Here is a 22871-nt window from a genome sequence, read left to right as displayed (position 1 = left end):
CTTTTTTATCAGGCAGCTAGCTGCCTGACTTCATTCACCGCGGCGCGCAGGATATCTGCGCCCGCTCCGGGTCGATGCGCTTGCTCACTCAACAAGCGACGGTAGCGCTTTGCGCCCGGAACTTCTTGATATAGGCCAAGTATATGACGGGTAATCTGGTTGAGTCGCGTGCCACCGGCCAGCTCTCTTTCTACGTAGGGTAGTAGGTTATCAATGACATCCTCTCGGCTGCGCGATTGTTTGTGTTCTCCAAACAGCAGCTGGTCTACCTCCGCGAGTATCCAAGGGTTGTGGTAGGCGCTGCGTCCGAGCATTACGCCATCTACCTGCGATAAATGTGCTGCGCAGTCATCCAGGGTCTCAATGCCCCCATTGATGACGATAGTGAAGTCTGGAAAGTCCTCTTTCAGCCTATACACCCAGGGATATGTAAGGGGAGGGATTTCACGGTTTTCTTTGGGAGAGAGTCCCTTGAGCCAGGCTTTTCGGGCATGCACGATGAACACCTTACACCCGCCGTTGGCAACGGTGCCTACAAAGTGGCAAAGCTCTTCGTAGCTCTCCATGTCATCAATGCCTATGCGATGCTTGACTGTTACATCGATACTGCAGGCGTCGCGCATAGCCAGGACTGCGTCACGTACCAGCTCTGGCTCGGCCATGAGGCAGGCGCCAAAGGCGCCATTTTGAACTCGATCAGAGGGGCAGCCGCAATTGAGGTTGACCTCGTCATAACCCCAGTCTTCGGCCCAGGCCGCGCAGCGCGCGAGATCTTGTGCGTTTGAACCTCCCAGCTGCAATGCGATCGGGTTTTCTTCGGCGTTGAATTGCAAAAAGCGGTCTCGATCGCCATGGATGAGCGCGCCGGTGGTGACCATTTCGGTGTAAAGGCGCGCGTGCTGGCTCAACAGTCGCCAGAAATAGCGGCAGTGTCTATTTGACCAATCCATCATGGGGGCCGTGCAAAAGCGCCAAGGCGACATCTCGCTGCTTGTTGCTTTGGCCTCATCGGAGGTCTTGATGTCAAGAATGTCGCTCATGAGCGTATTGTAAGTGTCTACAGTCTGACTTGCAGCAGCAATACATAGTGGCGGTTTTGCAAGTTGCTGCGAAGAGATCTTCAAACGCTTAGCAGTGAGTCCTGTTTCGCCACCCCTGGCTTCGCCAGACTGGCAAACAAAGGCGTCAGGCAGCACAATGCCACTGGTTACTGATGGTAAGTTTCTTAATTCTGGTACATAACAGGGCAAGAGAGTATGCGTAGCAAGTTGCTTAATCTTTGTGTGATGTCGGCGGCAGCAATGCTCGCCAGTTCCGTAGCACTGGTACAGCCCATTGAGGCCGCGGACACCAACAAGTACATGGTCATCGATGGACATAACGATCTTCCCTGGCAGTATCGCGAGCGCTTTGGCAATCGTCTTGCGCCGCTGGATGTCGCCAAGAGACAGGATGATTTGGATCCCCCCTTGCACACCGATCTGCCGCGCTTACGCGAAGGCGGTGTGGGGGCGCAGTTCTGGTCCGTGTACGTACCCATTGAGGCCTACGGCGGAGCGCCGGGAGATGCATCTTTGGTACTGACTCAGATGGATGTCGTGCGTCGTCTGGTCGAGAAGTATCCTGACGACCTGGCGCTGGCGATGACCGCAGCCGATATTCGCAGCGCCTCTGCGGAGGGTAAAATTGGCTCTCTCATGGGTATCGAGGGAGGGCATGCTATCGAAAACTCCCTGGGTACGCTGCGTTCGCTGTATGCAGCCGGAGCCCGTTACATGACGCTCACGCACAGCAAAGGTTTGGCCTGGGCAGACTCTGCTACGGACGCGCCTCGGCATGATGGACTAACCTCGTTTGGCGAGACGGTAGTGCGGGAAATGAATCGTCTGGGCATGTTGGTTGATTTGTCGCATGTTACCGAGGCGACCATGCACGATTCCCTGGATACCGTAACTGCGCCGGTTATTTTTTCGCATTCCTCGGCTCGAGCTGTGGCGGACCATCCCCGGAATGTTCCCGACAGCGTATTGAAGCGTCTGCCGAAAAACGGCGGAGTCGTCATGGTCACTTTTGTACCGGGATACATCTCTCAGGATCGTCGGGATTGGGATCTGGCCAGAACCGGAGAGCAGGCAGGCCTGAAGGCGATGTACCCCCATGATGAGGAGAAGCGTTCCCAGTTACTTACGACCTGGGAGTCCGCGCACCCCATGCCTGAGGTGACGCTGGCGCAGGTGGCCGACCATATCGACCACATTCGCAAGGTGGCTGGCCTCGAACATATTGGCGTGGGTGGCGACTTCGACGGTATTAGCGCAGTTGTCAAAGGGCTGGAAGATGTCTCAACCTATCCGGCGCTGTTTGAAGAGCTCAAGGCGCGAGGCTATAGCGATGCCGACTGCGATGCGATTGCCGGCGGCAATGTGCTTAGGGCACTGGAAGAAAGCGAAAAGGTAGCACAGCGTCTTCAGCGCAAGGCCCTTGCGCAGGACCCTCCTAAAAAGATGCTGGGCGCCGAGTGAATGGCAGGCTTGGTTTTGTAGCAGTGATCCCTGTATTCAAAGGGTTCCTCAGAACTCGTCTGATAAAAGCAGCTGCGCTTGGCAGTGGTTTTTTATTGGCTTTTGTTTACGGAGCGTCGGCGCTAGCTGATGTGACTATGCCGGTGTCTTTTTCGTCGGTTCTAGAGCTCAAAGCACGTAAGCCTGATCTTGTAACGCGCTATGGGAGTGCTCCGTCACAAACGGCGGCGCTGTGGATGCCACCTCTGAGAGCCGAGGGCCCTGTGCCGGTGGTGTTTCTGGTGCACGGGGGTTGCTGGTTAAGCGACTACAGCGCTGAGCACATATATCCTTTGGCGGCCAAACTCGCATCCGACGGATATGCGGTGTGGGTGCCTGAGTATCGCCGTGTGGGCGAGCCCGGGGGCGGTTGGCCTGGGTCGGCGGCGGATATGACGCTGGCTCTGGATGCGCTTGCAGAGTTGGACAATCCGCGAATAGCACTGTCCAGAACGGTTGTTATGGGCCACTCCGCCGGTGGGCAGCTTGGTTTGTGGCTCGCTGCACGAGACCCGGCGCTGGCAAAGCCGCCGCTCCGCATCGCTGCGGCGATTGGTCTTGCCGCCATTACCGATCTCGAGGCTTATGCGAAAGGTGGTAATAGCTGCCAGGCCGTAACGCATTCCTTTATGGGTGGGACTGCGAAAGAGAATCCTCGGGCCTACGAGCAGGCCTCGCCATCGTTATTGGGAACACAGGTGCCGGTGCGGCTTTTGCGAGGTACAGCTGATGCAATCGTCGGACCTGAGCAAATCACGGCAATGCCGCGGGCGAGTTCTATGGAAGTGCCGCGTGTCGGTCACTTCGATTGGGTGCACCCGCAGACTCAGGCTTACGATCACGTGCTCGATGCCGTGTTCGATGTGTTGAGCGTGTCGATTCAGCCTGTGCCCCCAAACCCGCCCCGTGCAGAGCTACCATGAGCTATATCGCAGCCTCATTGGATGCCGAAGATCCACTGGCAAGATTGCGGGACCATTTTCAATTACCCCAAGGCGTGATCTATCTCGACGGCAACTCTCTAGGTGCTTTGCCTCGCTCGGTTAGCGCCGCTGTTAAAGACCTTGTGGAGAGGCAGTGGGGTGAGGACCTCATAAGTAGTTGGAATACGCATGACTGGATTCGTTTGCCTACGAGCGTGGGAGAGCGCATCGCGCCGCTCATTGGCGCTGGGCCGGGTCAGGTTTTGTGTGCCGATAGCATTTCGGTGAATCTTTTTAAGCTTCTGGCGACGGGTCTAGATTTAAACGGGCCGCGACGCGTGATACTTACGGTGGAGGATGACTTTCCGACGGATACGTATATTGCGCAAGGGCTCGCGGGGCTACTCGGTGAGGCCCACTGTGAGATCCGTCGTGTTCCTGCGAGTGAATTGACATCGGCGTTGAACGAAGACGTGGCAGTGCTGATGCTCACAGAAGTGAACTACCGCAGTGGCGAGCGGCATGACATGCAAGAACTCACAGAGGCGGCCCACGCCGTTGGCGCTCTGGTGCTTTGGGACTTGGCGCATTCTGCAGGGGTTGTCCCCCTGGAGCTTGATGCCTTGGATGTAGATATGGCCGTGGGCTGTGGCTACAAGTACTTTAACGGCGGTCCCGGTGCACCGGCCTTTCTGTACGTAAATAAACGTCATCAGGCTAAAGCCAGACAGCCTTTGTCAGGATGGCTGGGGCACAGGGCGCCTTTCACTTTTGATCCTGACTATGTTGCAGCTGAGGGCGTTCAGCAGTATCAGGCGGGAACACCGGCCATTATTAGTATGGTTGCCTTGAATGCGGCTCTGAATGTTTTTGAACAGGTCACGATGGAACAGATACGAACCAAATCCATCGCTTTGACCGAGTTTTTTATGCAGGGTCTGATGTCTCGGGGTCTTTTGCAAACACTGGTCTGCCTTACACCTTCAGAGGCGGCTCGGCGCGGAAGCCAGGTCAGTGTTTCCCATGCGCAGTCATGGGGCCTGTCTCAAGCATTGATCGAGGCCCGCGTTATTGTCGATTTTCGAGCGCCGGACATTCTGCGTTTTGGATTCTCGCCTTTGTACAACAGCTTTACCGATGCCGAGCGCGCGTTGGATACACTGGCATCCATACTCGCTGATAAGCGATATCTGCAGGACCGCTTTGTTGATCGCCCCACGGTTACCTAAATATTCCCATGCCTTGCGTGATGCACAGCGTGACTAAGCTCCGAGGTTTTTGTGCACTGGCCCTTGGCACTGTAGCGCTATTTGCTGCTGCGCAAGCCACTGCGCAATGGCCTGAAACGCATGCGGAGCAAGCTGTGCCGGATCTCTCATCCAGGCCCATCGATAGCAGTAGGACGATCACGCAGCTGGCTTTTGGCTCTTGCTACAAAGCACAGCGCAAAGGTGAGGGCATTTGGCGTTCCATAGCGGCGACGAATCCACAGCTGTTCATCTTCGCGGGAGATACGCTCTATCCTGATAAGGACGACAGCACAGCAGGGCTTCCAAACCTACGTGCTGCTTATCGGATGCTTGGGAATCTTTCCGCATTCCGGGATTTACGCTCATCCACATCGGTGTTACCAGTTTGGGATGACCACGACTTCGGTCGAAATGACGGAGGCGCTGATTTCCTATGGCAAGAAGAGTCCGAGCGCTTATTTGAGAGTAGCTGGGGAATCGATGCTCAGGATCCTCGGCGGCAGCGACCCGGCGTGTACTTCAGCGAGTCGCTGGGGGAGCCCGGACATCTTCTTCAGATTATCGTACTGGATACACGCTATTTCCGATCCCCATTGCGCGCAACTGACGAGTACGGTGCAAAAGGTAAAGAACGCTACATTCCCGATACAGACACCGCTAAAACGATGCTCGGGCCTGATCAATGGGCATGGTTAGAGACGCAGCTTCGGCAATCCGCCGACTTGCGGCTCATCGTATCGTCGGTGCAGGTACTCGCTGACGGACACGGCTGGGAAGGTTGGAAGCAACTGCCTTTGGAGCGTGAGCGCTTGTTTGCCATGCTGCGAGCTTACGATGATGCGCCGGTTATTGTCTTATCCGGCGACCGCCATGTGGCGGGGTTCTATGAGCGTGAAATAGGCCTGCGAACGCCGCTTGTGGAGTTTACGTCTTCATCACTGAACAACCCCGTTTCTTTTCCTGATCGCTATGCAACCCTTGCTGAGGAAGGTCCACAGCGCTTGGGTGAGCTGTATGGGGACGCCAACTTTGGTTCGCTGCAAATCGACTGGAAGGCGGGCGTTGTCGAACTGTTGTTACATGACGCTTCCGGAGCAGTGGTTCAACGGCTTTTACGCAACCTCAGTTATTAAGGCAGAGAGCAGATCGGCAAAAGGCTGTAAGTTTTCACAGTCCCAAGGCGACCAGGGCGATAACGATAAGCGTTGCCAGCACGGGGAATACAACGGTGATGATGCCGACATCTTTATAGGCCTGACGATGTGTGAGCTGCGTGATGGTGAGCATCGCAACGACCGCTCCGCAGTGCGGTAAGGAATCCACGCCACCACTGGCCATAGTGGTTACCCGGTGCAGAACTTCTGGTGCCACTCCCATCTCCAGGTACGCTGGTGCCATTGATTGCATAAATATCTGTAGGCCACCCGAGGCGGAGCCGGTGATTGCTGATACCAGGCTCACGGAGAAAAATGCTGATAGCAGCGGCGGTAAGTCAGAATTCAGCACCAGCGTCGTGAAGTCCGCAAAGCCCGACGTCTGCGTGACAACGCCGCCAAAGCCTATAACAGCCGCGGTATTGATCAGGGGCATGATGGCGTCCTGAGTGCCACGCCCGGCGACGGTAAGTCCGCGACGACGTACCGCGGGAAACAGCGCGATCGCCAGGGCGCTGCCAAAAAACAGCGCAATACTGGGCCAGAGGATGGCCTGTGTGCTGGCAAACTGCAGAACGTCTCCGGCAACACCATCGCCAAGATCAACGCCTTTGAGCAGGCGGGGCATGAGGATGGTGCCGATGACAAATACCAAGGGCGATAGCGCCAGGGGCCAGGGCGGGAGGGCAGGACCATGGGAGCCCTCTGCAGCGATGTCATCCCTGGGGCCGGGAACAAATCCCTCGCCGGCTGCCTTGGCTTTGATTCGCTCGCGCTCCAAATACAGCATTCCAAAGCTGAACATGAGTACGGCGCCGATGAGTCCCAGCCACGGGGCGGCAAACAGGTCTGTTCCTAAAGCGCTGGCGGAGATGACGTTGTGTATAGAAGGCGTGCCGGGCAGTGCAGTGAGCGTGAATGTACCAGAGCCCAATGCGATGGCGCCGAGAAGTAAGCGCTTGGGGATATCGGATTCCTGCAGAAGCTTGAGTCCCAGAGGATAAATAGCAAAGATCACCACGAATACCACCACGCCGCCGTAGGTCAGCAGGGCGCAGGCGATGGTGCATATAAGCAGCGCACGATGTGCACCCAGGCGACGTATCAATGCCATGGCCAGACTACTTGCTGCATGGCTTTCGCCCATAATGCGTCCGAACACGGCTCCGGCGATAAACAAGAGGTAGAAGCGGCCCGCAAAGCTAAAAGCCCCCAAAGGACCCGAGGCGAAATACTCAGACAGGCCTTTTGCCAAAGGGAGGTCGTTGGTCAGGATGACCACTGTGGCGCAGATCAAGGCGGCGAACACGATATCGATGCCACGCAGTGCCAACCAGATGAGGAGGGCAACACTGCCTAAAAGACCAGCAAATTCCATGATTGATCGCTTTTTATTGGATTATTTGCAGCGAAGTGTATTGAGGCTCAAGAGCCCTGTACAGCAACATTGTGGACATGAGTTTATTGCGCGCAGGCTCTATAATCACGCACCTTCTCAGCTCTAAGACAACGTTATGACTGTTCGCACCCGCGTCGCACCTTCTCCCACAGGAGACCCCCATGTTGGTACAGCCTATATCGCACTGTTCAATCTTTGTTTTGCCCGGGCGCACGGTGGGCAGTTTGTACTGCGGATTGAGGATACGGATCAAGCCCGTTCCACGGCATCTTCAGAACAGGCGATTCTCGATTCCCTGCGTTGGCTGGGCCTGGATTGGGACGAAGGTCCTGATGTTGGCGGTGAGTACGGCCCTTATCGGCAAAGCGAGCGTATGGATATATACGGTGCGTATGCACAGCAGTTGGTCGATGCCGGCAAGGCATTTGTTTGTTACCGGCGTCCTGAAGAGCTCAACGAGCTTCGGGAGACACGCCGCGCTGAAGGAAACAGCACAGCGCTCAAGCATTCCGATTTGATATTGTCTGACGACGAGGTGCGTAAACGTCGGGACGCGGGAGAGCCCTATGTAATACGCATGATGGTCCCCGAGGAGTCCGGCGTTTGTCGTGTCCAGGACCTTCTGCGTGGCGAGATCGAGTTGGATTGGAGCATGGTCGACGCGCAGATACTGCTCAAGTCCGACGGTATGCCTACCTATCATCTGGCCAACGTTATTGATGACCACCTCATGGAAATTACCCATGTGATTCGTGGGGAAGAGTGGATCAACTCGGCACCAAAGCATCAGTTGCTCTACGAATACTTCGGTTGGGATATGCCAGTGTTGTGCCATTTGCCCCTCTTGCGAAACCCCGATAAATCAAAGCTCAGCAAGCGCAAGAATCCTACAAGTATTCTCTACTACCAGCGTATGGGCTTTTTACCTGAGGCTCTATGTAATTACCTGGGACGCATGGGCTGGTCCATGCCCGATGAGCAGGAGAAATTCAGTCTCAAGGACATGCAGGCGTCTTTTGATATTCAGCGGGTGTCCCTGGGAGGCCCGATCTTTGACGTTGAGAAGCTGCGTTGGCTCAACGGCATGTGGATTCGAGAAGATTTGAGTCAGGAGCAGTTAGCGCAGCGTTTGGTGGAATGGGCGTTTAATGCTGAAAACCTGGCAGCCGTGCTGCCGCACCTGCAGCAGCGTATGGAGACGCTGAGTGACTTTGCTCCTCAGGCGTCATTCTTGGTATCGGGTGAACTGAGTCTGGATGCAACCCAGTTTGAAGAGTTGGGCATGGAGTCTGAGCAACTTTTGAGGACGCTGCAGTTTGCATTGTGGACACTGGAGGGTTTGCAGGACTGGGACCGAGATTCGGTGTGGGCGGCGCTCAAGGGGCTCGCTGACAAGCTCGAAATCAAGGTTCGGGACTTTCTCGCCCCGTTGTTTATTGCAGTTTCGGGTAGTCGAGCGTCAATATCGGTAGTTGATGCTATGAGCCTGCTGGGGCCTGATATGACTCGAGCGCGTGTGCGTCATGCAATAGATACGCTGGGCGGGGTATCTAAAAAGGCTAGCAAGCGCTTTGAGAAGGAGTTCCAGAACCTTTAGTGCGCTGATGTTAGGGTGCAGTCTCGCTCCAGCGCTCTAGCGCTGCATCGCAGGGGTTCTCCTTTTGTATAAACCGGTGATAAAGCGGTTTTGCCAGCAGCGTAATGCCGCCTGTGGCAACGGCGGCTCCGCCGGTGATCGCGGAGTTGGTGATGTCCAGCCCCAAAGTGGGTTTACCGAGCGTACCGGTTATTTCTACGTAAGGGTTGATGAGACTGGCGGCGCTAATCCCCAGTCCTTTGCGGGCCCTGTTGGTAAAGCGGACGCCGAGTTTTTCGTTATGTAAATTCACTTTGCCTTCGGCGGACAGATCAAGCTGCGCACTGCGAAAGACGAAACCTGGGTCGAGGGTCAGCATGCCGTCCCTGGCCCTAGCGGCCAGAACGCTGCATTCAACGTCCATGTTGGTAGAACCCGACGCCAGCATGGGTAGCAGTGTTTGAAGCACCTGGGCGAGAAACGATTCCGTTGCAGCACTGAGCTTCATCTTTTTCAGTGTGCCAGCGCTCCCGGTCATTAAGAATTCGCCATTAAGCGTGGCTGCCAGGGCTCTTAAATCGTTGCCCTTAGCTTCAAAGACTGCGTCCAGGTCGTATTTTGGAAGCTTGTTATAGTCAGTGCCTGCGGCGATGATAGCGACGGGCATGCCGGTTACATTGAATGTTGTTTCAAATTCGGCGAGCGCCTGAGTATTGGTGATAGCAACATCAGCCTTAGACAAGCCGCGGCTTCCGACTATTCTATCGATGTGCAGCTGTCCTTTGCCGTCGCCAATTTGTAGCTGCAAAACAGACTGATCTACCAGTGACTGTGATTTGAACTTTGGATCAGCCAAGCCAAGCGGGCCTGTTTCGAGCTTTAAGTCCACATGATATTCATGGAGAAATTCCAGAGGCAGGGCAATGTCCGGAATTTTTCTGCCGTCTGTTGCCGGCGACTCTGCAATCGGATCAGCTTCGCTGTCTTTGGGTAACCATGCCTGGAGATTTGCGCTTGGGATCATTAAGTCTGCCGTGAGTGACTTGTTTGCACCTTTCCAGTGAACTATGCCGTGAATATGGTTATCGTCCAGTTGAACCTTTTTTGCATCCGCTGAAATGTTTTCGCCCTGCACCGTAGCCGACAGATCTATGACATAGGGAATCTGTTGGTCTGGAAAATTCGCATGAGTGCCCAGCTTGCGTAAGTCATCGCCCGCACCTTTAAGCGACACTCGGATGCTTTGCTTTTCGCGATCAGCCGGCAGGCTAATGCCGGCAGCGAGCAGTACGCCGTTTGCATCAAGCAATTGAGCGTCGATTTGTGTTGTATCTTTCTGCGGGCGCGTGAGCAGGCGTAACAAGAGACGCTGTTGTGGTGGCGTGTAATTATCGATGGGGGGAAAAAGTTGAGAAAGGTCTTCCAGGCTTAGATCCGCAGTAAGCAAGGTTTTTTCATTCAGTTGAAAGTCGCTAGCCAGTTCGAGGCGCGCGCTGCCGCTCACTCCGGGACCCGAGAGGTTTTCCAGGCCCACCGAAAACAAGGACGATGACATTTGCGGCAGTAGATCAAAACGGTAAGTGCCTGCCGCGGAGTAAGCTGGTGCATAACTGCCCAGAAGCTCCTTAATATCCGAGAGCGCTACTGACAGGCGCAGGTCACTGGAGATCGCATCTTCGGCGTAACGAAGAGCGCCGCTATTGGATCGAAGCTGCAGCCCTCCTGTGTCGAGGCGGAGATTATTAATAGTGATCTCTCGAGGGCTGCCCTTGATGTCAGTACTAAAGCTTAGCGGCAGATCTCCCAAGGTATGAATACCAAGGCGTTGTCCCAAAGTGGCAAGGGATGCACCATCCGAGGTGAATCGCAGATCCGCGTTCCCAAAGTCAGGATAGCTGTCGAATTGGCCGCTAAGATGGCTTGTGAAGTCAAAGGCATTGATATTCGCTGTGTTAATGGTTACCACGGCGTCGTCGGATACGGAGATGGCAGCCGTGACCGAGAGGGGGGTGTCTGACGGTAGCTCTATCCCGGCATTGGCAGTGATTATCTGTAGACTGGGGCTCTCAAACTCCAAACTCAATTCGCTGCCGGCATAGCTTGGAAAGTTATCAAGTAGTCCCAAGAGTTGCAGCCGGTGCTGACCGACGCTCAGATTGCCCCGCACTGTTTCCCCCACAGCAATATCGCTGACCACCATGGCGCTCAGAGCATAGGGTTCTGCCAGATTCTCCCTGCGGCCAAAGAGTTTTTGGTAGAAGGCAAAGCTGGGTCCCTCGGCGCTGAAATTGACCGTGGCGCCATCCGTGCCCGGAAAAGACGGTAGAACTACGTCGGCTCTCACCTGGTGGTCCCCGGCGACAAGCACTGTATCGCGTAGTTCTATATGTTGGTCTTTGCGCAATAGCCGGCCATCGATTGTCAGCGGTACATCGGTCGTTTGCCCGAGGCCGAGAGCCTGGGTCAGTCGCGGCAGGCTCGCCGCATTGAGTCGAACGGCCAGATCCAGACCGTCGCTGCCTCCTGGGTCATCAACATCGCCGTTAACCAGCAGGTCGAGTTGCTGGAGCTCCACGCTAAGTTCCACCCTTAATCCCGGGTCTATGTCGATGACACGTAGTTCGATTTGTGCCGGTTCATTCGCCTCAAGGAGTGGAGATAGTGCCGAGATGCGATCAGGAATAGGGCCATCGAGTTCGGCGTTAAGTGTGAGGTTTTGTATCTCTCTGGCGTTGGGTAGTTGAAAATCGCCCTGGAGCCGCAGCTCTCCCAAATCAACATTGAAGTTCGCAAAGATATCCAGACCCGAGCGCAAGCTGTTGAAGCCACTTCCGTTTAAAGATAGTTGCCAGGGCTTACCCTGAAGACTGCCGTTGCCTTTATAGACCAGGCTTTTGCTGCTGTTCGCATCCTGGCTGAGTGAATCAATCGTTAAGTTGACGGTCTGTTCGGTCGCGTCGTTTCTTCGCTCGATCACTACGTGCTTAACCTGAACATGTTTGATAACTACCGGGAGGGGATGCTGTTCACCGGTTTGTTCAGCCTCGCTGTCGTCGCCAGCTATATGGGGAAGATTACTAAGACCGTCAACGCTATTACGCAGTCTTAGCTCCAGCCCATTGACTACCAAGGTCTCGATCACAAGCTGATCTTTCAACAGTGTCGTAATATCGATATGCGCGGTGAGTGATTGCAGCTGGAGCATGTCGAGCTCGTCTGCCCAGTCAGCGTTTGCCAGGGACACATTGCTCGCGACGATGTGTAATCCGGATTTGATTTGAATGCTGGGCGCATCTTTGAAGGAGAGCCTACGCCCCAGAAGCTCGCTGGCTCGCGCCTCTAAATAAGGCGTCGCAAAACCAAGAGACATGCCATTTCTGAGCCAAAAGGCGAGGACTGCAATTCCAATAATCAGTGCCAGTGAAAGCAGTGCCAGCGCAGTTTTGAGTCGCATCAGGCTTTGCGTAAAAGAAGCGCCGCCGCGGTGGCCGTAAGCAGAGTCTCAAAGGCGAGCGCACCCCAGGTATAAACGGTCAGGAGCTCATCACTGCGCAGGGCGCCCAATGCACGACTAGCGGCTAAAAGGCCGATGCCGAGCACCAGCAGCAGCAATGCGCTCGATTGAAACGACGACCTGAAAGCCGCGAGCAGACAAAAGATGCCCACGCCAGTTTGCAGGCCACCATACATGGCAGACATCTCTGCGTAAGCATCGCCGTTAAGAACTTCCAGACCGGCTAGGCGGGCGGGGAGCGCCGGATCGACGATGCAGGCGATGCCGTAACCGCTGAACACGACGCTGACAAAAACCAAAAAGCTGCGAGTCATCATAAGTCTCTACTTTGTAAGCCGGTTATCGTGGATTCAAGCTAGCCAACTAAGAGTTATTGCTAGCAGTTTCTGTGTCGAGTCTTGAGCCCAGGCGCTGACTCACAAGGTAAAAAATACCTCCTGATATGACAATACCCATACAAATCATCGCCTCTATGGGCCGTTGGAGCACGATGTATAACAGGGTCCAGCCGGTAATGAGTAAGAAGATAATCGGGGGCAGGGGGTAGAGCCACGTGCGAAAGGGCCGTGGTAGATCAGGCTGACGCCAGCGCAATACAAATACGCCCAATACGGTAAAGAAAGTATTCAGTGCCATGGTCGCCCCAGAGAACACCAGTATGCGATCAAAGGATGCAGACCATAGAAAGGCCAGGGCAACCAGGGCTTGTACCAGCACGGCGGTAGACGGTATGCCGTCTTTATTGACGCGCCCAAGCAGATGAAACAGCGGGAAATCCTCGCCGATGCGGTGGAGTACCCTGGGGCCGGCAAGGATCATCGCGCTGACCGTCGATACAAGTAGCAGCGCAAGCAGAACTCCCATAATAGTCGCACCTGCATCACCGAACGCGTAGCTGGCCGCAACATAGCCAACCTCAACTTTACCCACCATGGCGTCCATGGGGGCTACGGCCAAAAAGACATAGTTGAGTAATAAATAGGACAGGCACACCAGCGAGGTGCTGGCGATTAAAACAACAGGTAAGGAGCGTTGGGGCTCTTCCAGTTCACCGGTTATGTAGGTCGCCGCGTTCCAGCCTGAATAAGCGTAATTCACATAGATAAGTGACACAGCAAATGCGCCAGAAAACAGTAGGGCGCCATCGCCTTGCGCTGGCAGAAATCGAGTTGCCTGACCGGATTCATTGAATAACAGCGCAAGTCCTGCAAAACCGATGATTAGCAGTATCTTGAGAATCGTAAAAAGACTTTGCGTGCTGCCGGAGCTTTTGTGACTGCGACTGTGAGCGACTGCCAGTACGACAATCAATCCCGTGGCTAACCATATCCCCGATAGCTGCGGAAAGACCGCAGATAGATAACTGCCAAAGGTCATGGCTGCAAGAGCAGTTGGAGCAGCAAATCCTACCGTGGCTGATACCCAGCCCGAGATAAAGCCCGCGCTCGGGTGATAGATCTCACTGAGAAAATTATATTCGCCGCCAGAGCGAGGCAGGGCGGCTCCTAGTTCAGCGTAGGACAGTGCACCACACAGTGCGGCGAGACCGCCGACCGCCCAGAGCGACAGTAAAACCGGTGCGGACTGGATTTCTACCAACTGAAAACCAAGGCTGGTGAATACGCCCGTGCCGATCATATTAGCGATGACAATGGCGGCTGCTACTGAGGGGCGAAAACGTGTCACGCGGCATTGTTCCGCGAATGTATCACCGACGCAACCGAATCCAGATCTAGAGCCATGTGGCCACCAGGAGTGCGGCGACAAAGAGACTGGTGAACTGCCTTGTGTGGGCAAAAGCTTGCGCGGAGAACCATAGCGGCCAGATCTGTTTTGGATAGCTGTCCGGGCGCTCGGTGGGCTTGGGGCTTTGCAGAGCCTTTAATGCGCGCAGCAGGGCGGGCACGCTGAGAAAAACTATAGCCAAAACCCAATGTTCACCGCCGCTGAATATTAAGGCAGCGCAGCCGATATATTGCGATACCAGTAATACCTGGGTAGTACGTCGGGCACCAGCGTGGCCCAGTAGCACGGGCAGGGTGCGCACGCCCTTCTCACGATCCATTTCAAGTTTGTCGATATGCTTGCCAAACAGCACAGTTGTGGGGCCGATGCCATAGAGCAGGCCCAACCACGCAGCGGAAGTGCTCCACTGGCCCGCGCTTACGTAATAACTGCCGCCTACCATCAATGGCCCCCAGACGAGGAGCACGGCGGGCTCTCCTAGACCTATGTATTTGAGCGGCCAGGTGTAAAACAAGACAAAGAAAGCACCGGCAAGCATGAGCGGTAAGGTGAGTCCTCCGCGGGCCAGGACCAGATAGATGCCAATGAGCACTGCAGCACCGCCGGTTAATGCCAGGTAACCGTAAAACTGTTTGCGGTTCATTAACCCGTCTTCGAGCACATGGATGCCGTACTGATTGCGGTAGTAGTTGCCAGCATCGATTCCGCGACTGGAATCGGTGAGATCGTTAAGAAGATTATTGGTCGCATGGGCCAACATGAGTCCAAGCATGCACAGCAACCAAAGACCAAGGTCACCCAAGCCGTCGCGCCAGGCTAATAGTCCACCCAAGGCCGCTGACATTAATGTCATAAACAGTACCGAAGAACGCACTGCGAGCAACCAACGCACGGGCAGGGAAAGCGTCTGCCACTGGCCGGCGCCGAGCCGTGGGACAGTCGTTAGTGCCTGCCACCAGGTGGGTGATTCGTTCATGTTTGAGGGTGCTCCTTGGCTACCGCGACAAACAGAGTGCTTTTCTGCTCTGTCAGGAGAGTGATGTTAGCAGGAGTCGCCTGTACTTCGGGAGGGATTCAGCGCTTTTGCAGGTAGATAAGCTGTGGAAGTAAAAGCCTATTTTGAGATGGATCTATTGAAATTCGCTCCAGCGCCGATTAGACTCCCGCCTCCTCTATGGGGCCATAGCTCAGCTGGGAGAGCGCAACACTGGCAGTGTTGAGGTCGGCGGTTCGATCCCGCCTGGCTCCACCAATTTAAAACCGTGCAAACTCATTGTGCGCGACACTTTTTTCGGTGTCGTCTGTTGGCCGCGGTGCTCGCCTCTGTGGCCCTATCGTCCTAAACATCAATCATCCGGCGTTCTCGTCAGGCTGACAGCTGCGTTACACTTGGCGGCGGGGTGAAGTTCATTACTTCGCAGTAGGGAGGCCATGTGCCTTTGAGCAGGGTGCCGGGGCCTGTTAGCCATGCACGAAATCGAGACCAGAGAAGCACTGAGAAACAGAGTCTGGGGCAGTCTGCCGCCCGTTACCATAGCGTTGGGCGTGCTCTACGTTGTGTTCACGATCAGCCACTCGTTTTTGCTGCCCGCCGAAATTCGTCTCCCCATGGTTACTATCGCGGGCGTTACGGCCATCGTTTTGTTCTGTATCACGGTCGCTGTTCGTCGCTGGGCAGCGCTGAAGACCTTGACCTATCCCATCGCGTCTCTGGTCATGATAATGCTCAGTATCAACAGTGCGTTCCATGTTTATCTAACGCAGGATATGGTTCAAACGACTAACGTAATGCTGGTGATTTTGGGCGCTGGTTTGTTTGTGTTGTCGCTTCCCTGGTATGTGCTGACTCTGCTCGTGACCTTAGGTTCATGGGTCTTGGCCGTGGCTGAACTTTCCGACCACGCACTTTTTGTTCATTTTGCCTTTGCCCTATTCAGCGCCACAATCGCTTCGATGGTGTTTCGCTTCGTGCACGTGCGCGATCTCTTGGAAACTCACAGACTGCGCCTGTTCAGCGAGCAGCAGCGACAGGAAATGGAACACCTTGCTACCCACGATTCCCTTACCGGTCTCGCCAATCGTCGAAAATTTCTTGAGAGCCTGACGCTACAGATTGCCCACGCAAATCGCGGGGGGCACAAGGTCGCTGTTTTGTACATCGATCTGGATAATTTCAAGGCCATGAACGATACCCACGGTCACGAGTATGGCGATGAGGTTCTCAAGGTTCTTGGCGATACGCTGCGCGACTCAATCCGGGAGACGGATTTGGCGAGCCGATTGGGAGGCGATGAATTTGCGGTACTTCTGACCGGCCTGAATGAAGAGCGGGCGGCCGAGATAGTGAGTTCGAAAATTCTGCGGCAGCTTCAGCGACCAACAACTATCCAAGGGATCAGTACGGTTATCTGTCTGAGCATCGGTACGGCTGTATTATCGGATGAGGCAGATGCGCCAGATGAGCTTTTGCGGATGGCTGATGAGCGGATGTACGCCCACAAGGCAAGCACGCGGTAAGGCGACGTTGAAGGCAATGGTCGATCATGCAACTTAATCAGGTCACACTGCCGGTCCACGACCTGCCAGCGGCGAATGCCTTTTATCTGTCGCTAGGCTTTAGGCAGATTGTCGATTCACCACGCTACGCCCGTTTCGAATGTCCCGATGGGGGAGCCACTTTTTCCCTGTCCTTGGAGGAGACCGCATTTTCAAACGGTGCGGTCATATACTTTGAGCATGAGCGCCTTGAGGAATGGGTAGATAGTCTGCAAAGAGCAGGCGTTACGTTCGATCAGCTGCCCCGGGAAGAGAGCTATCTGTGGACAGAGGCTGTGTTGAGAGATCCTTCGGGAAATAAAATTAAATTATATCGCGCGGGAGATAATCGCCGCTTTCCACCTTGGCGTGTCGACATAGTGCAAGCTTGAGATTGCACCCGAGAGCCAGTACCTGCGTCTTCCGACTCTTCTTCCGGCGCGGTCCTTCGAGTAAGAGCAATAACAATGAATCAATATATAGTGCATGCGGTGGAAAAGCGCGACGCTGAATATGCACAGATTGCAGCGTTTGCTGCGGCTGTATACGACGCTAATGTCATCCATCCTTTACGTCAGGTGTTTCCTGGATACATCTGCGTGCATCGCCGTGACCAACTCAATGCTGTAGTTGGCTTTAGGAGCGCGTCCGGTGGTTTGTTCCTCGAACAATACCTTGAAGAATCTGTTGAGCAGCTGTTGCAGCGATCCCAGGGTCTTGAGGTAACGCGCGATAAGATTGCCGAGTTGGGCGCATTTCACATTAAGTCGCCGTCGCTGGTCCCCCTTTTTTCCAAGCACATTGAGCGCCTGCTCATGGAAAAGGGTTTTAGCCATGCTCTGGCATTGTCTGATTCAGCCGTCGGTACGGTGCACGAGTGGTGTCAGGCAAGGGCTGCAATGCTGAGCTCGACGACTCAGGAGTTCATGGACCAGGGCAATGAGGTCGCACTAGATGTCTGCGTGCTTGCGCTGGAGTGCAGGGGCTGATCCTCAGGCAACGCAGGATGTGTGACCCTCGTAAGGATCTAAAGATTAGGGCTTTTCCCGATATCAGCTCCATTGCTCTCGTCCCAGACTGAGCGTCTATTCTTCAGGAAAAAGACGCTTATGGCTCAGGGATTGAAGCGGGATAGCAGCGGCGTTTCTATGCCTTCGCTTGAGTCCCTGCGGCGTTTGGCTATTAGCGAAAGCGGTTTCGTATTTGACCCTAGCAGCGGTCATCATTTCACCGTGAATGAAACCGGCCTCGAGATACTTAGGCACCTGCAAAAAGAGGCGAATTCATCGGAGCTGCTGGAGTTTTTGGGTCAGGAATATGACTCTGGGACCAGTGAGCTCGAACGTGATGTCCTCGAGTTTATTGGCATGCTCCGCAAATTTGTCGGCGATTGAGCGTGACAAAATCGCTGACCGTCGCGATCACCGGTATGAATGCCAGACCGGATAATCCTGGACCCGGGGTCGCGGTTGCGCGTTGTCTGCGCGATTCATTGGAGTTCACTGGTCGCATCATAGGCCTTGGCTATGATGCTCTGGATCCGGGTTTGTACTTGCGGGAGTATTGTGATGCGGCCTATTTGTTGCCATATCCTTCCGCGGGGGGGGAAGCCTTTATGGCCAGCCTGCGGTCGATTCACGCTTCAGAAGAAATTGACGTTATTTTGCCCTGCCTGGATGCTGAGCTCCCTGGATTGGTACGCCTGACTCCGCAATTCGATGAGATGGGTATACGGCATTTCCTGCCAAGCCCTGAGCAGTTGCGCCTGCGCAGCAAGGACCGGCTGCCTGAGCTTGCTGGGCACGCGGGCATTCACTGTCCGGAGATCAAGATGGTGACCCATTCGCGCTTTTTTTATCGATGCGAGAAAGAAGGCTGGAATTATCCGATGGTGGTAAAAGGCCTGTTCTACGGCGCGCAGATTGTACAAAGCGCCGACCAGGCAGCTGATGCCTTTGGTGAAATCACAGCACAGTGGGGTTATCCGGTTCTTGTGCAGCGGCTGGTGGAGGGAGAGGAATGTAATCTCACCGCCATCTGTGACGGCACGGGCAAGATGCTCGGTGAAGTCATGATGAAAAAGATGGCTGTTACCGAGAAGGGCAAAGCCTGGTCCGGCGTTAGTATTTTCGATCAGACGCTGTACGACGCGAGTGCTGCGCTTGTCAAAGCAATTAATTGGCGCGGCCCCCTTGAGGTGGAGGTCATGCGCGACAACCATGGTGACTACCAACTGATCGAAATCAATCCGAGGTTTCCGGCGTGGATCTATCTGTCCGCCGGTGTGGGACGGAACCTGCCGATGATGTTGCTAAAGCTTATATTGGGGGAGGAGATAGCAGAGCCCGCCGCAACGCGTCCAGGCATGGTTTTTATTCGCCACGCGGTAGAAACCATTATTCCCCAAAGTGAGTTTGAGGCAGTGATTATTAATGGCGGTCAGAGCTTTCGGCCAGCGTCGCGCGCGCTGCGGGTCACTAGCGTCAAGCCGTCGGCGGCTCAGGGGTCCTAAAGCCAGCCATGGCACCTGACTATGATAATAGTTCCGAGGCAAGAACTACCGGTTCCAAACCCTGGATAAAGCCGACGATCGTGCCATTGCGCAGCGGCTCGCTAAACAAGTTCGGCAAGGCGCATGATTCATCCTGGACTGACGCCATCGACAACGTGCCGGTAAAAGATCTGCTGGATCAGTACGATTCGCCACTGTTCGTGTTTTCTGAGCAGCGTCTGCGTCGCAACAGCCAGCGGCTAAAGCAGGCTTTTTGTGCACGTTATCCCGATGTATTACTCGCATGGTCCTATAAAACCAACTATCTGGGCGCCTTGTGCAATGTTTTTCATCAAGAAGGAGCCTGGGCAGAAGTCGTATCAGATTTTGAATATGAAAAAGCCCGAGGCTTGGGAGTGCCTGGAGAGAGGATTTTCTTTAACGGGCCCGGCAAAAAGCCGGAGGCGCTGCGGCGGGCAGTTGCCGAGGGTGCTCGCATTCATATTGATCATCTTGATGAGCTGTATGCCCTTGAGAAAATCACAAAAGACCTGGAGCGCAGTCTTGACGTAACTCTGAGACTCAATTTCGACACAGGGTATACGGAGCCCTGGAGTCGCTTCGGGTTTAATGTGGAGTCCGGGCAGGCAATGGACGCCGCGTGGCGTATCGCTTCAAGTGAGCACATGAGTCTCACGGGGCTGCATAGCCACATCGGGACCTTCGTTCTGGAGCCTAAGGCTTACGCTGTTCAAGCCCGCATCATGTGCAATTTTTTGGACGAGGTAGAGTCTCGTACCGATTGCAATATCGATTATCTAGATCTTGGGGGCGGCTTTGCTTCCATGAATTCTTTGCAGGGTATCTATCTGCCCGCCGATCAGGTTGTGCCCAGTGTGGAGCAATACGCGGAGGCTATTTGCGATGTATTGCTGGAACTTACCCACGATCGTGAAGCGCGAGGCATGAAGCGTCCCACACTAGTATTGGAGACGGGCCGCGCGTTGGTGGATGACGCGGGCTATCTCCTGACCAAAGTCATTGCAAATAAGCGCCTGCCTGACGGAAGGCGTGCGGTAATTGTCGATGCCGGTGTAGGTCAGCTGTTTACTGCTTTTTGGTACAACCATAACGTAGTTTCTACCCGGCTTTTATCGGGAAGGCCCGAGGAAACTGTCATCTATGGACCGCTGTGCATGAACATCGATGTGATGCGTGCCAGTATTATGCTCCCTCCACTGAACGTGGGCGACACACTGTTATTTACTCCAGTGGGTGCCTATAACACTACGCAGTGGATGCAATTCATCGAGTATCGACCAAACGTATTGCTCATTCATGGGGACAAATCTGTCTCCGTGATACGCCGTAAAGAAAACCTTGCAACGGTTACAGCGTCGGAATTGATTCCCGAGCATCTGGTCCGAGCCTGTCCTCAGGGCGATCGGATTGGAGGTGGGGACACGATCTCCGTAAGTGACGCGGCCTGCGAGAAATGAGGACTAAGGGCACCATAGCTGCTCTCAGGAAAATGCTGAACGATACGGTCGGTGCCTACGCGGCTTTATTTTTTCTTGAGAGCCCTCTGGCCGGCGGGTTGCTCATGGCAGCCACTTTCGTTTTCCCAAAGACAGGCCTCTCGGGTTTGGCAGCAGCGATAGTTGCGGTCATTGTTACCAGACTGTTTAGCTTTCCTGACTCGCGCAGGCGTTTATATATTCTCAACAGTCTGCTGGTAGGTTTGTCATTGGGTGCCTTCTATCCCTTGGACTTTCATCTGGTTATTTTAATCGTTGCAGGCGCCGCACTCGCGGTATTTGCCAGCGCAGCTCTTGCCGATGTGTTCTGGCGTCACGAGCGCTTACCGGTGCTGGTTATACCGTTTTTACTGGTCGCCGGGGTGACGGCGTTAGTGGCACAGGAGTTCTATCAGCTAACTCCCCCGATGGATTCCAGCGCAATGGGGCCGTCCTGGCTATTGCCTGAGGCGAATACTCTTTTTTGCTTGCTCGGTGCGACATTTTTTTCTGTTCACCCTGTCGTTGGCGCCGTAGTTCTTGTTGTGATGCTGTGGTGCTCTCGCTATATGGCACTGCTAGCACTTACAGCAGTGGCTAGCGGCCAGCTGATTTTTATGGCTCTGGGTGTGTCTACACAGCCGCCACTTATGGCTTGGGCGGGATTTAATCTGGTGCTGACGGCCATAGCAGTCGGTGGGATATACACAGTGCCCGGTATGGCCAGTTTCAGCACTGCACTGTTGGCCGTGATCCTCACAGCACTGCTAATGATCGCTTTTCAGGATCTTTTGTTTGTTCATGGATTACCGCTTATCGCATTGCCCTATGTGGTGGTGACCCTGATATTTTTAGTGGCCTTACGCTCTCGACCCGGTGTTGTGGCTCCATGGCTTTCCCCGCAGCCCGGGATACCCGAGCAAAACTATGAACGGGCCAGACTGGCACGGATACGCAACGGAGAGGTCAATAGCGTGCCCCTCCTGCTGCCGGTCTTTGGGCGATGGCAGATTTATCAGGGGTTTGACGGAGAACACACACACAGGGCGCCCTGGCAGCATGCCCTTGACTTTTTTATTGCCGAAGGCGGGAGGAGTTTTTCTGGATCTGGCGCTGCGCTGGAGGATTTCTATTGCTTCGGTCTGCCGGTTTTGTCACCGGTGAACGGGCAAGTAGTTAGAGTGCGCGAGCATCTGACAGACAATGCACCGGGTGACGTAGACACTAAAAATAACTGGGGCAACTTTGTACTGATCAGGCTGGACAGCGGTTTGCACGTATTGCTTGCTCACCTTAGGCAGCACAGTGTCAGGGTCAAGGAAAATGAATGGATAGTTCCGGGTAAGCTAATAGGCTCCTGTGGCAACTCCGGTCGTTCCGCTCAGCCTCACGTTCATTTACAAGTCCAGCGTAGTGCGCGTTTGGGCAGCGCTACGGAGCCATTTCATTTGTGTAGCTTGCTGCGTCACGAATTGAGTGGTGTGAGCGAGTACCTGCTCAATGCTCGGCCCAAAGCGGGCGATAGTTTGGAAGCAGCGGTGATCGACCCGCGATTGGCAATGCCACTGCATTTGCCGGTGGGCCGTCAGTTTACCTATCGTGTCGATGGCAGTGGTGTGCTGCCCCAGAAGCCTTGTCAACTGCAGGTGGTTCTTACCCTGCTGGGCGAGTTCCGTCTGATGAGCGATACGGGCGCCAGCGCTGCGTTCGAAGAGAAAAACGGTGTTCTGGCCTTTTATGATCGACAGGGCCCGGACGACATTCTTCTCGACATCTGGCTGTTGGCCTGCGGCCTGACGCCGCTCACCGGGAGCGCTCACCGCTGGCGTGACTCACCCTCGGCGCAGTTATTCCCCCTGGGTTTTTTTCAACGGATTGCTTTGAGAGTGACACGCCCCCTTGGCTGTGGCGTGGATAGTGTCTATGAGCGTGAATTTATTGCCGATGACGGAGTGTGGCGTCAGCGGGGTCAGCATCGATTGCGCCTTGGTGCCAAGACCTGGGAGGCGACTACAGAGTGCCTGATTGATCCTGAACTGGGTTGTCAAAGTATTAGCTGCGGTTTTGGTCAACGGCAATGGCGCGCGCAACTTACGAAATTGGGACTGGCCAGCGATGAAGGGGTGCCCGGATGGCACCAGTTCTGGAGGCAGGAAGAGCAAATTCATGAGCAAGTTCAAGGTCATCATTCCATGGAGGTTTAGT

18 protein-coding genes and 1 tRNA gene are annotated in these 22871 nt (G+C 54.7%); 13 read left to right on the top strand and 6 right to left on the bottom strand.

The annotated features are described in order from the left end of the window. Positions 1-8 precede the first annotated feature (8 nt). Positions 9-950, bottom strand: a complete 942-nt coding sequence (gene dusA, locus R0135_RS04650) for a tRNA dihydrouridine(20/20a) synthase DusA (RefSeq protein ID WP_407349879.1) — start codon at positions 948-950, stop codon at positions 9-11. Positions 951-1256: 306 nt separating this feature from the next. Here dusA and R0135_RS04645 point away from each other — a divergent pair, with 306 nt between their 5' ends. Genes R0135_RS04645 through R0135_RS04630 form a run of 4 tightly spaced genes read left to right on the top strand, consistent with a single transcriptional unit; the run spans position 1257 to position 5867 of the window. Next, positions 1257-2522: a dipeptidase gene (locus R0135_RS04645; protein ID WP_407349085.1), complete on the top strand. Its 1266-nt coding sequence runs from the start codon at positions 1257-1259 to the stop codon at positions 2520-2522. Next, positions 2519-3484, top strand: a complete 966-nt coding sequence (locus R0135_RS04640) for an alpha/beta hydrolase family protein (RefSeq protein ID WP_407349084.1) — start codon at positions 2519-2521, stop codon at positions 3482-3484. Before R0135_RS04645 ends, R0135_RS04640 begins: the two co-directional genes overlap by 4 nt. Beyond that, positions 3481-4713, top strand: a complete 1233-nt coding sequence (kynU, locus tag R0135_RS04635) for a kynureninase (protein ID WP_407349083.1) — start codon at positions 3481-3483, stop codon at positions 4711-4713. Before R0135_RS04640 ends, kynU begins: the two co-directional genes overlap by 4 nt. A 29-nt stretch (positions 4714-4742) precedes the next feature. After that, positions 4743-5867, top strand: coding sequence for an alkaline phosphatase D family protein (locus R0135_RS04630; protein ID WP_407349082.1), 1125 nt, complete (start codon positions 4743-4745; stop codon positions 5865-5867). Between the two features lie 34 nt (positions 5868-5901). On the opposite strand, the gene R0135_RS04625 is transcribed toward R0135_RS04630, so the two are convergent. Beyond that, the gene (locus R0135_RS04625; RefSeq protein ID WP_407349081.1) at positions 5902-7266 is read right to left on the bottom strand and encodes a GntP family permease; all 1365 of its coding nucleotides are present in this window, start codon (positions 7264-7266) and stop codon (positions 5902-5904) included. A gap of 136 nt (positions 7267-7402) precedes the next feature. Between R0135_RS04625 and gltX the strand changes: the two genes are divergently transcribed. After that, entirely contained in the window at positions 7403-8884 is a 1482-nt protein-coding gene (gene gltX, locus R0135_RS04620; RefSeq protein ID WP_407349080.1) for a glutamate--tRNA ligase, read from the top strand. 10 nt (positions 8885-8894) lie between these two features. Here gltX and R0135_RS04615 read toward each other — a convergent pair whose 3' ends face one another. Genes R0135_RS04615 through R0135_RS04600 form a run of 4 tightly spaced genes read right to left on the bottom strand, consistent with a single transcriptional unit; the run spans position 8895 to position 15099 of the window. After that, on the bottom strand, positions 8895-12317 hold the full coding sequence (locus R0135_RS04615) for an AsmA family protein (RefSeq protein ID WP_407349079.1): 3423 nt from the start codon (positions 12315-12317) through the stop codon (positions 8895-8897). Next, positions 12317-12694 (bottom strand): DUF4345 family protein, encoded by a 378-nt coding sequence (locus R0135_RS04610; RefSeq protein WP_407349078.1) that lies wholly within the window; start codon positions 12692-12694, stop codon positions 12317-12319. The genes R0135_RS04615 and R0135_RS04610 overlap by 1 nt, the downstream gene beginning before the upstream one ends. Positions 12695-12740: 46 nt before the next feature. Continuing rightward, a complete protein-coding gene (locus R0135_RS04605; RefSeq protein ID WP_407349077.1) occupies positions 12741-14063 on the bottom strand; it encodes an APC family permease in 1323 nt (440 codons plus the stop codon). Positions 14064-14109: 46 nt separating this feature from the next. Continuing rightward, complete coding sequence (locus R0135_RS04600; RefSeq protein ID WP_407349076.1) at positions 14110-15099, bottom strand: prenyltransferase; 990 nt, start codon at positions 15097-15099, stop codon at positions 14110-14112. A gap of 200 nt (positions 15100-15299) precedes the next feature. Here R0135_RS04600 and R0135_RS04595 point away from each other — a divergent pair. From R0135_RS04595 to R0135_RS04560, 8 genes are all read left to right on the top strand, one after another. Further along, positions 15300-15375, top strand: a tRNA-Ala gene (locus tag R0135_RS04595). Between the two features lie 215 nt (positions 15376-15590). After that, positions 15591-16640 carry a diguanylate cyclase domain-containing protein gene (locus R0135_RS04590; RefSeq protein ID WP_407349075.1) on the top strand — a complete coding sequence of 350 codons (1050 nt, stop codon included), beginning with the start codon at positions 15591-15593 and terminating at the stop codon, positions 16638-16640. 26 nt (positions 16641-16666) lie between these two features. Further along, positions 16667-17050: a VOC family protein gene (locus R0135_RS04585; RefSeq protein ID WP_407349074.1), complete on the top strand. Its 384-nt coding sequence runs from the start codon at positions 16667-16669 to the stop codon at positions 17048-17050. Between the two features lie 75 nt (positions 17051-17125). Then, positions 17126-17647 carry a thermostable hemolysin gene (locus tag R0135_RS04580; protein WP_407349073.1) on the top strand — a complete coding sequence of 174 codons (522 nt, stop codon included), beginning with the start codon at positions 17126-17128 and terminating at the stop codon, positions 17645-17647. Between the two features lie 120 nt (positions 17648-17767). Further along, positions 17768-18052: a PqqD family protein gene (locus R0135_RS04575; RefSeq protein WP_407349072.1), complete on the top strand. Its 285-nt coding sequence runs from the start codon at positions 17768-17770 to the stop codon at positions 18050-18052. Positions 18053-18054: 2 nt separating this feature from the next. Next, positions 18055-19170, top strand: a complete 1116-nt coding sequence (locus tag R0135_RS04570; RefSeq protein ID WP_407349071.1) for an ATP-grasp domain-containing protein — start codon at positions 18055-18057, stop codon at positions 19168-19170. 8 nt (positions 19171-19178) lie between these two features. Next, entirely contained in the window at positions 19179-20648 is a 1470-nt protein-coding gene (locus R0135_RS04565; protein WP_407349070.1) for an alanine racemase, read from the top strand. A 32-nt stretch (positions 20649-20680) separates the two neighbouring features. Then, positions 20681-22870 carry an urea transporter gene (locus R0135_RS04560; RefSeq protein WP_407349069.1) on the top strand — a complete coding sequence of 730 codons (2190 nt, stop codon included), beginning with the start codon at positions 20681-20683 and terminating at the stop codon, positions 22868-22870. Position 22871: the final 1 nt, after the last annotated feature.

The organism is Congregibacter variabilis (assembly GCF_045689235.1).
Taxonomy (GTDB): domain Bacteria; phylum Pseudomonadota; class Gammaproteobacteria; order Pseudomonadales; family Halieaceae; genus Congregibacter; species Congregibacter variabilis.
This window is presented reverse-complemented; position numbering and strand designations above follow the sequence as displayed.

What these genes read in the sequence shown, in the direction of transcription:
- dusA (WP_407349879.1), bottom strand. Translation starts at nt 950, where the DNA reads ATGGATTGGTCAAATAGACACTGCCGCTATTTCTGGCGACTGTTGAGC.
- R0135_RS04645 (WP_407349085.1), top strand. Translation starts at nt 1,257, where the DNA reads ATGCGTAGCAAGTTGCTTAATCTTTGTGTGATGTCGGCGGCAGCAATG.
- kynU (WP_407349083.1), top strand. Translation starts at nt 3,481, where the DNA reads ATGAGCTATATCGCAGCCTCATTGGATGCCGAAGATCCACTGGCAAGA.
- R0135_RS04625 (WP_407349081.1), bottom strand. Translation starts at nt 7,266, where the DNA reads ATGGAATTTGCTGGTCTTTTAGGCAGTGTTGCCCTCCTCATCTGGTTG.
- gltX (WP_407349080.1), top strand. Translation starts at nt 7,403, where the DNA reads ATGACTGTTCGCACCCGCGTCGCACCTTCTCCCACAGGAGACCCCCAT.
- R0135_RS04615 (WP_407349079.1), bottom strand. Translation starts at nt 12,317, where the DNA reads ATGCGACTCAAAACTGCGCTGGCACTGCTTTCACTGGCACTGATTATT.
- R0135_RS04610 (WP_407349078.1), bottom strand. Translation starts at nt 12,694, where the DNA reads ATGATGACTCGCAGCTTTTTGGTTTTTGTCAGCGTCGTGTTCAGCGGT.
- R0135_RS04600 (WP_407349076.1), bottom strand. Translation starts at nt 15,099, where the DNA reads ATGAACGAATCACCCACCTGGTGGCAGGCACTAACGACTGTCCCACGG.
- R0135_RS04590 (WP_407349075.1), top strand. Translation starts at nt 15,591, where the DNA reads ATGCACGAAATCGAGACCAGAGAAGCACTGAGAAACAGAGTCTGGGGC.
- R0135_RS04585 (WP_407349074.1), top strand. Translation starts at nt 16,667, where the DNA reads ATGCAACTTAATCAGGTCACACTGCCGGTCCACGACCTGCCAGCGGCG.
- R0135_RS04580 (WP_407349073.1), top strand. Translation starts at nt 17,126, where the DNA reads ATGAATCAATATATAGTGCATGCGGTGGAAAAGCGCGACGCTGAATAT.
- R0135_RS04575 (WP_407349072.1), top strand. Translation starts at nt 17,768, where the DNA reads ATGGCTCAGGGATTGAAGCGGGATAGCAGCGGCGTTTCTATGCCTTCG.
- R0135_RS04565 (WP_407349070.1), top strand. Translation starts at nt 19,179, where the DNA reads ATGGCACCTGACTATGATAATAGTTCCGAGGCAAGAACTACCGGTTCC.
- R0135_RS04560 (WP_407349069.1), top strand. Translation starts at nt 20,681, where the DNA reads ATGCTGAACGATACGGTCGGTGCCTACGCGGCTTTATTTTTTCTTGAG.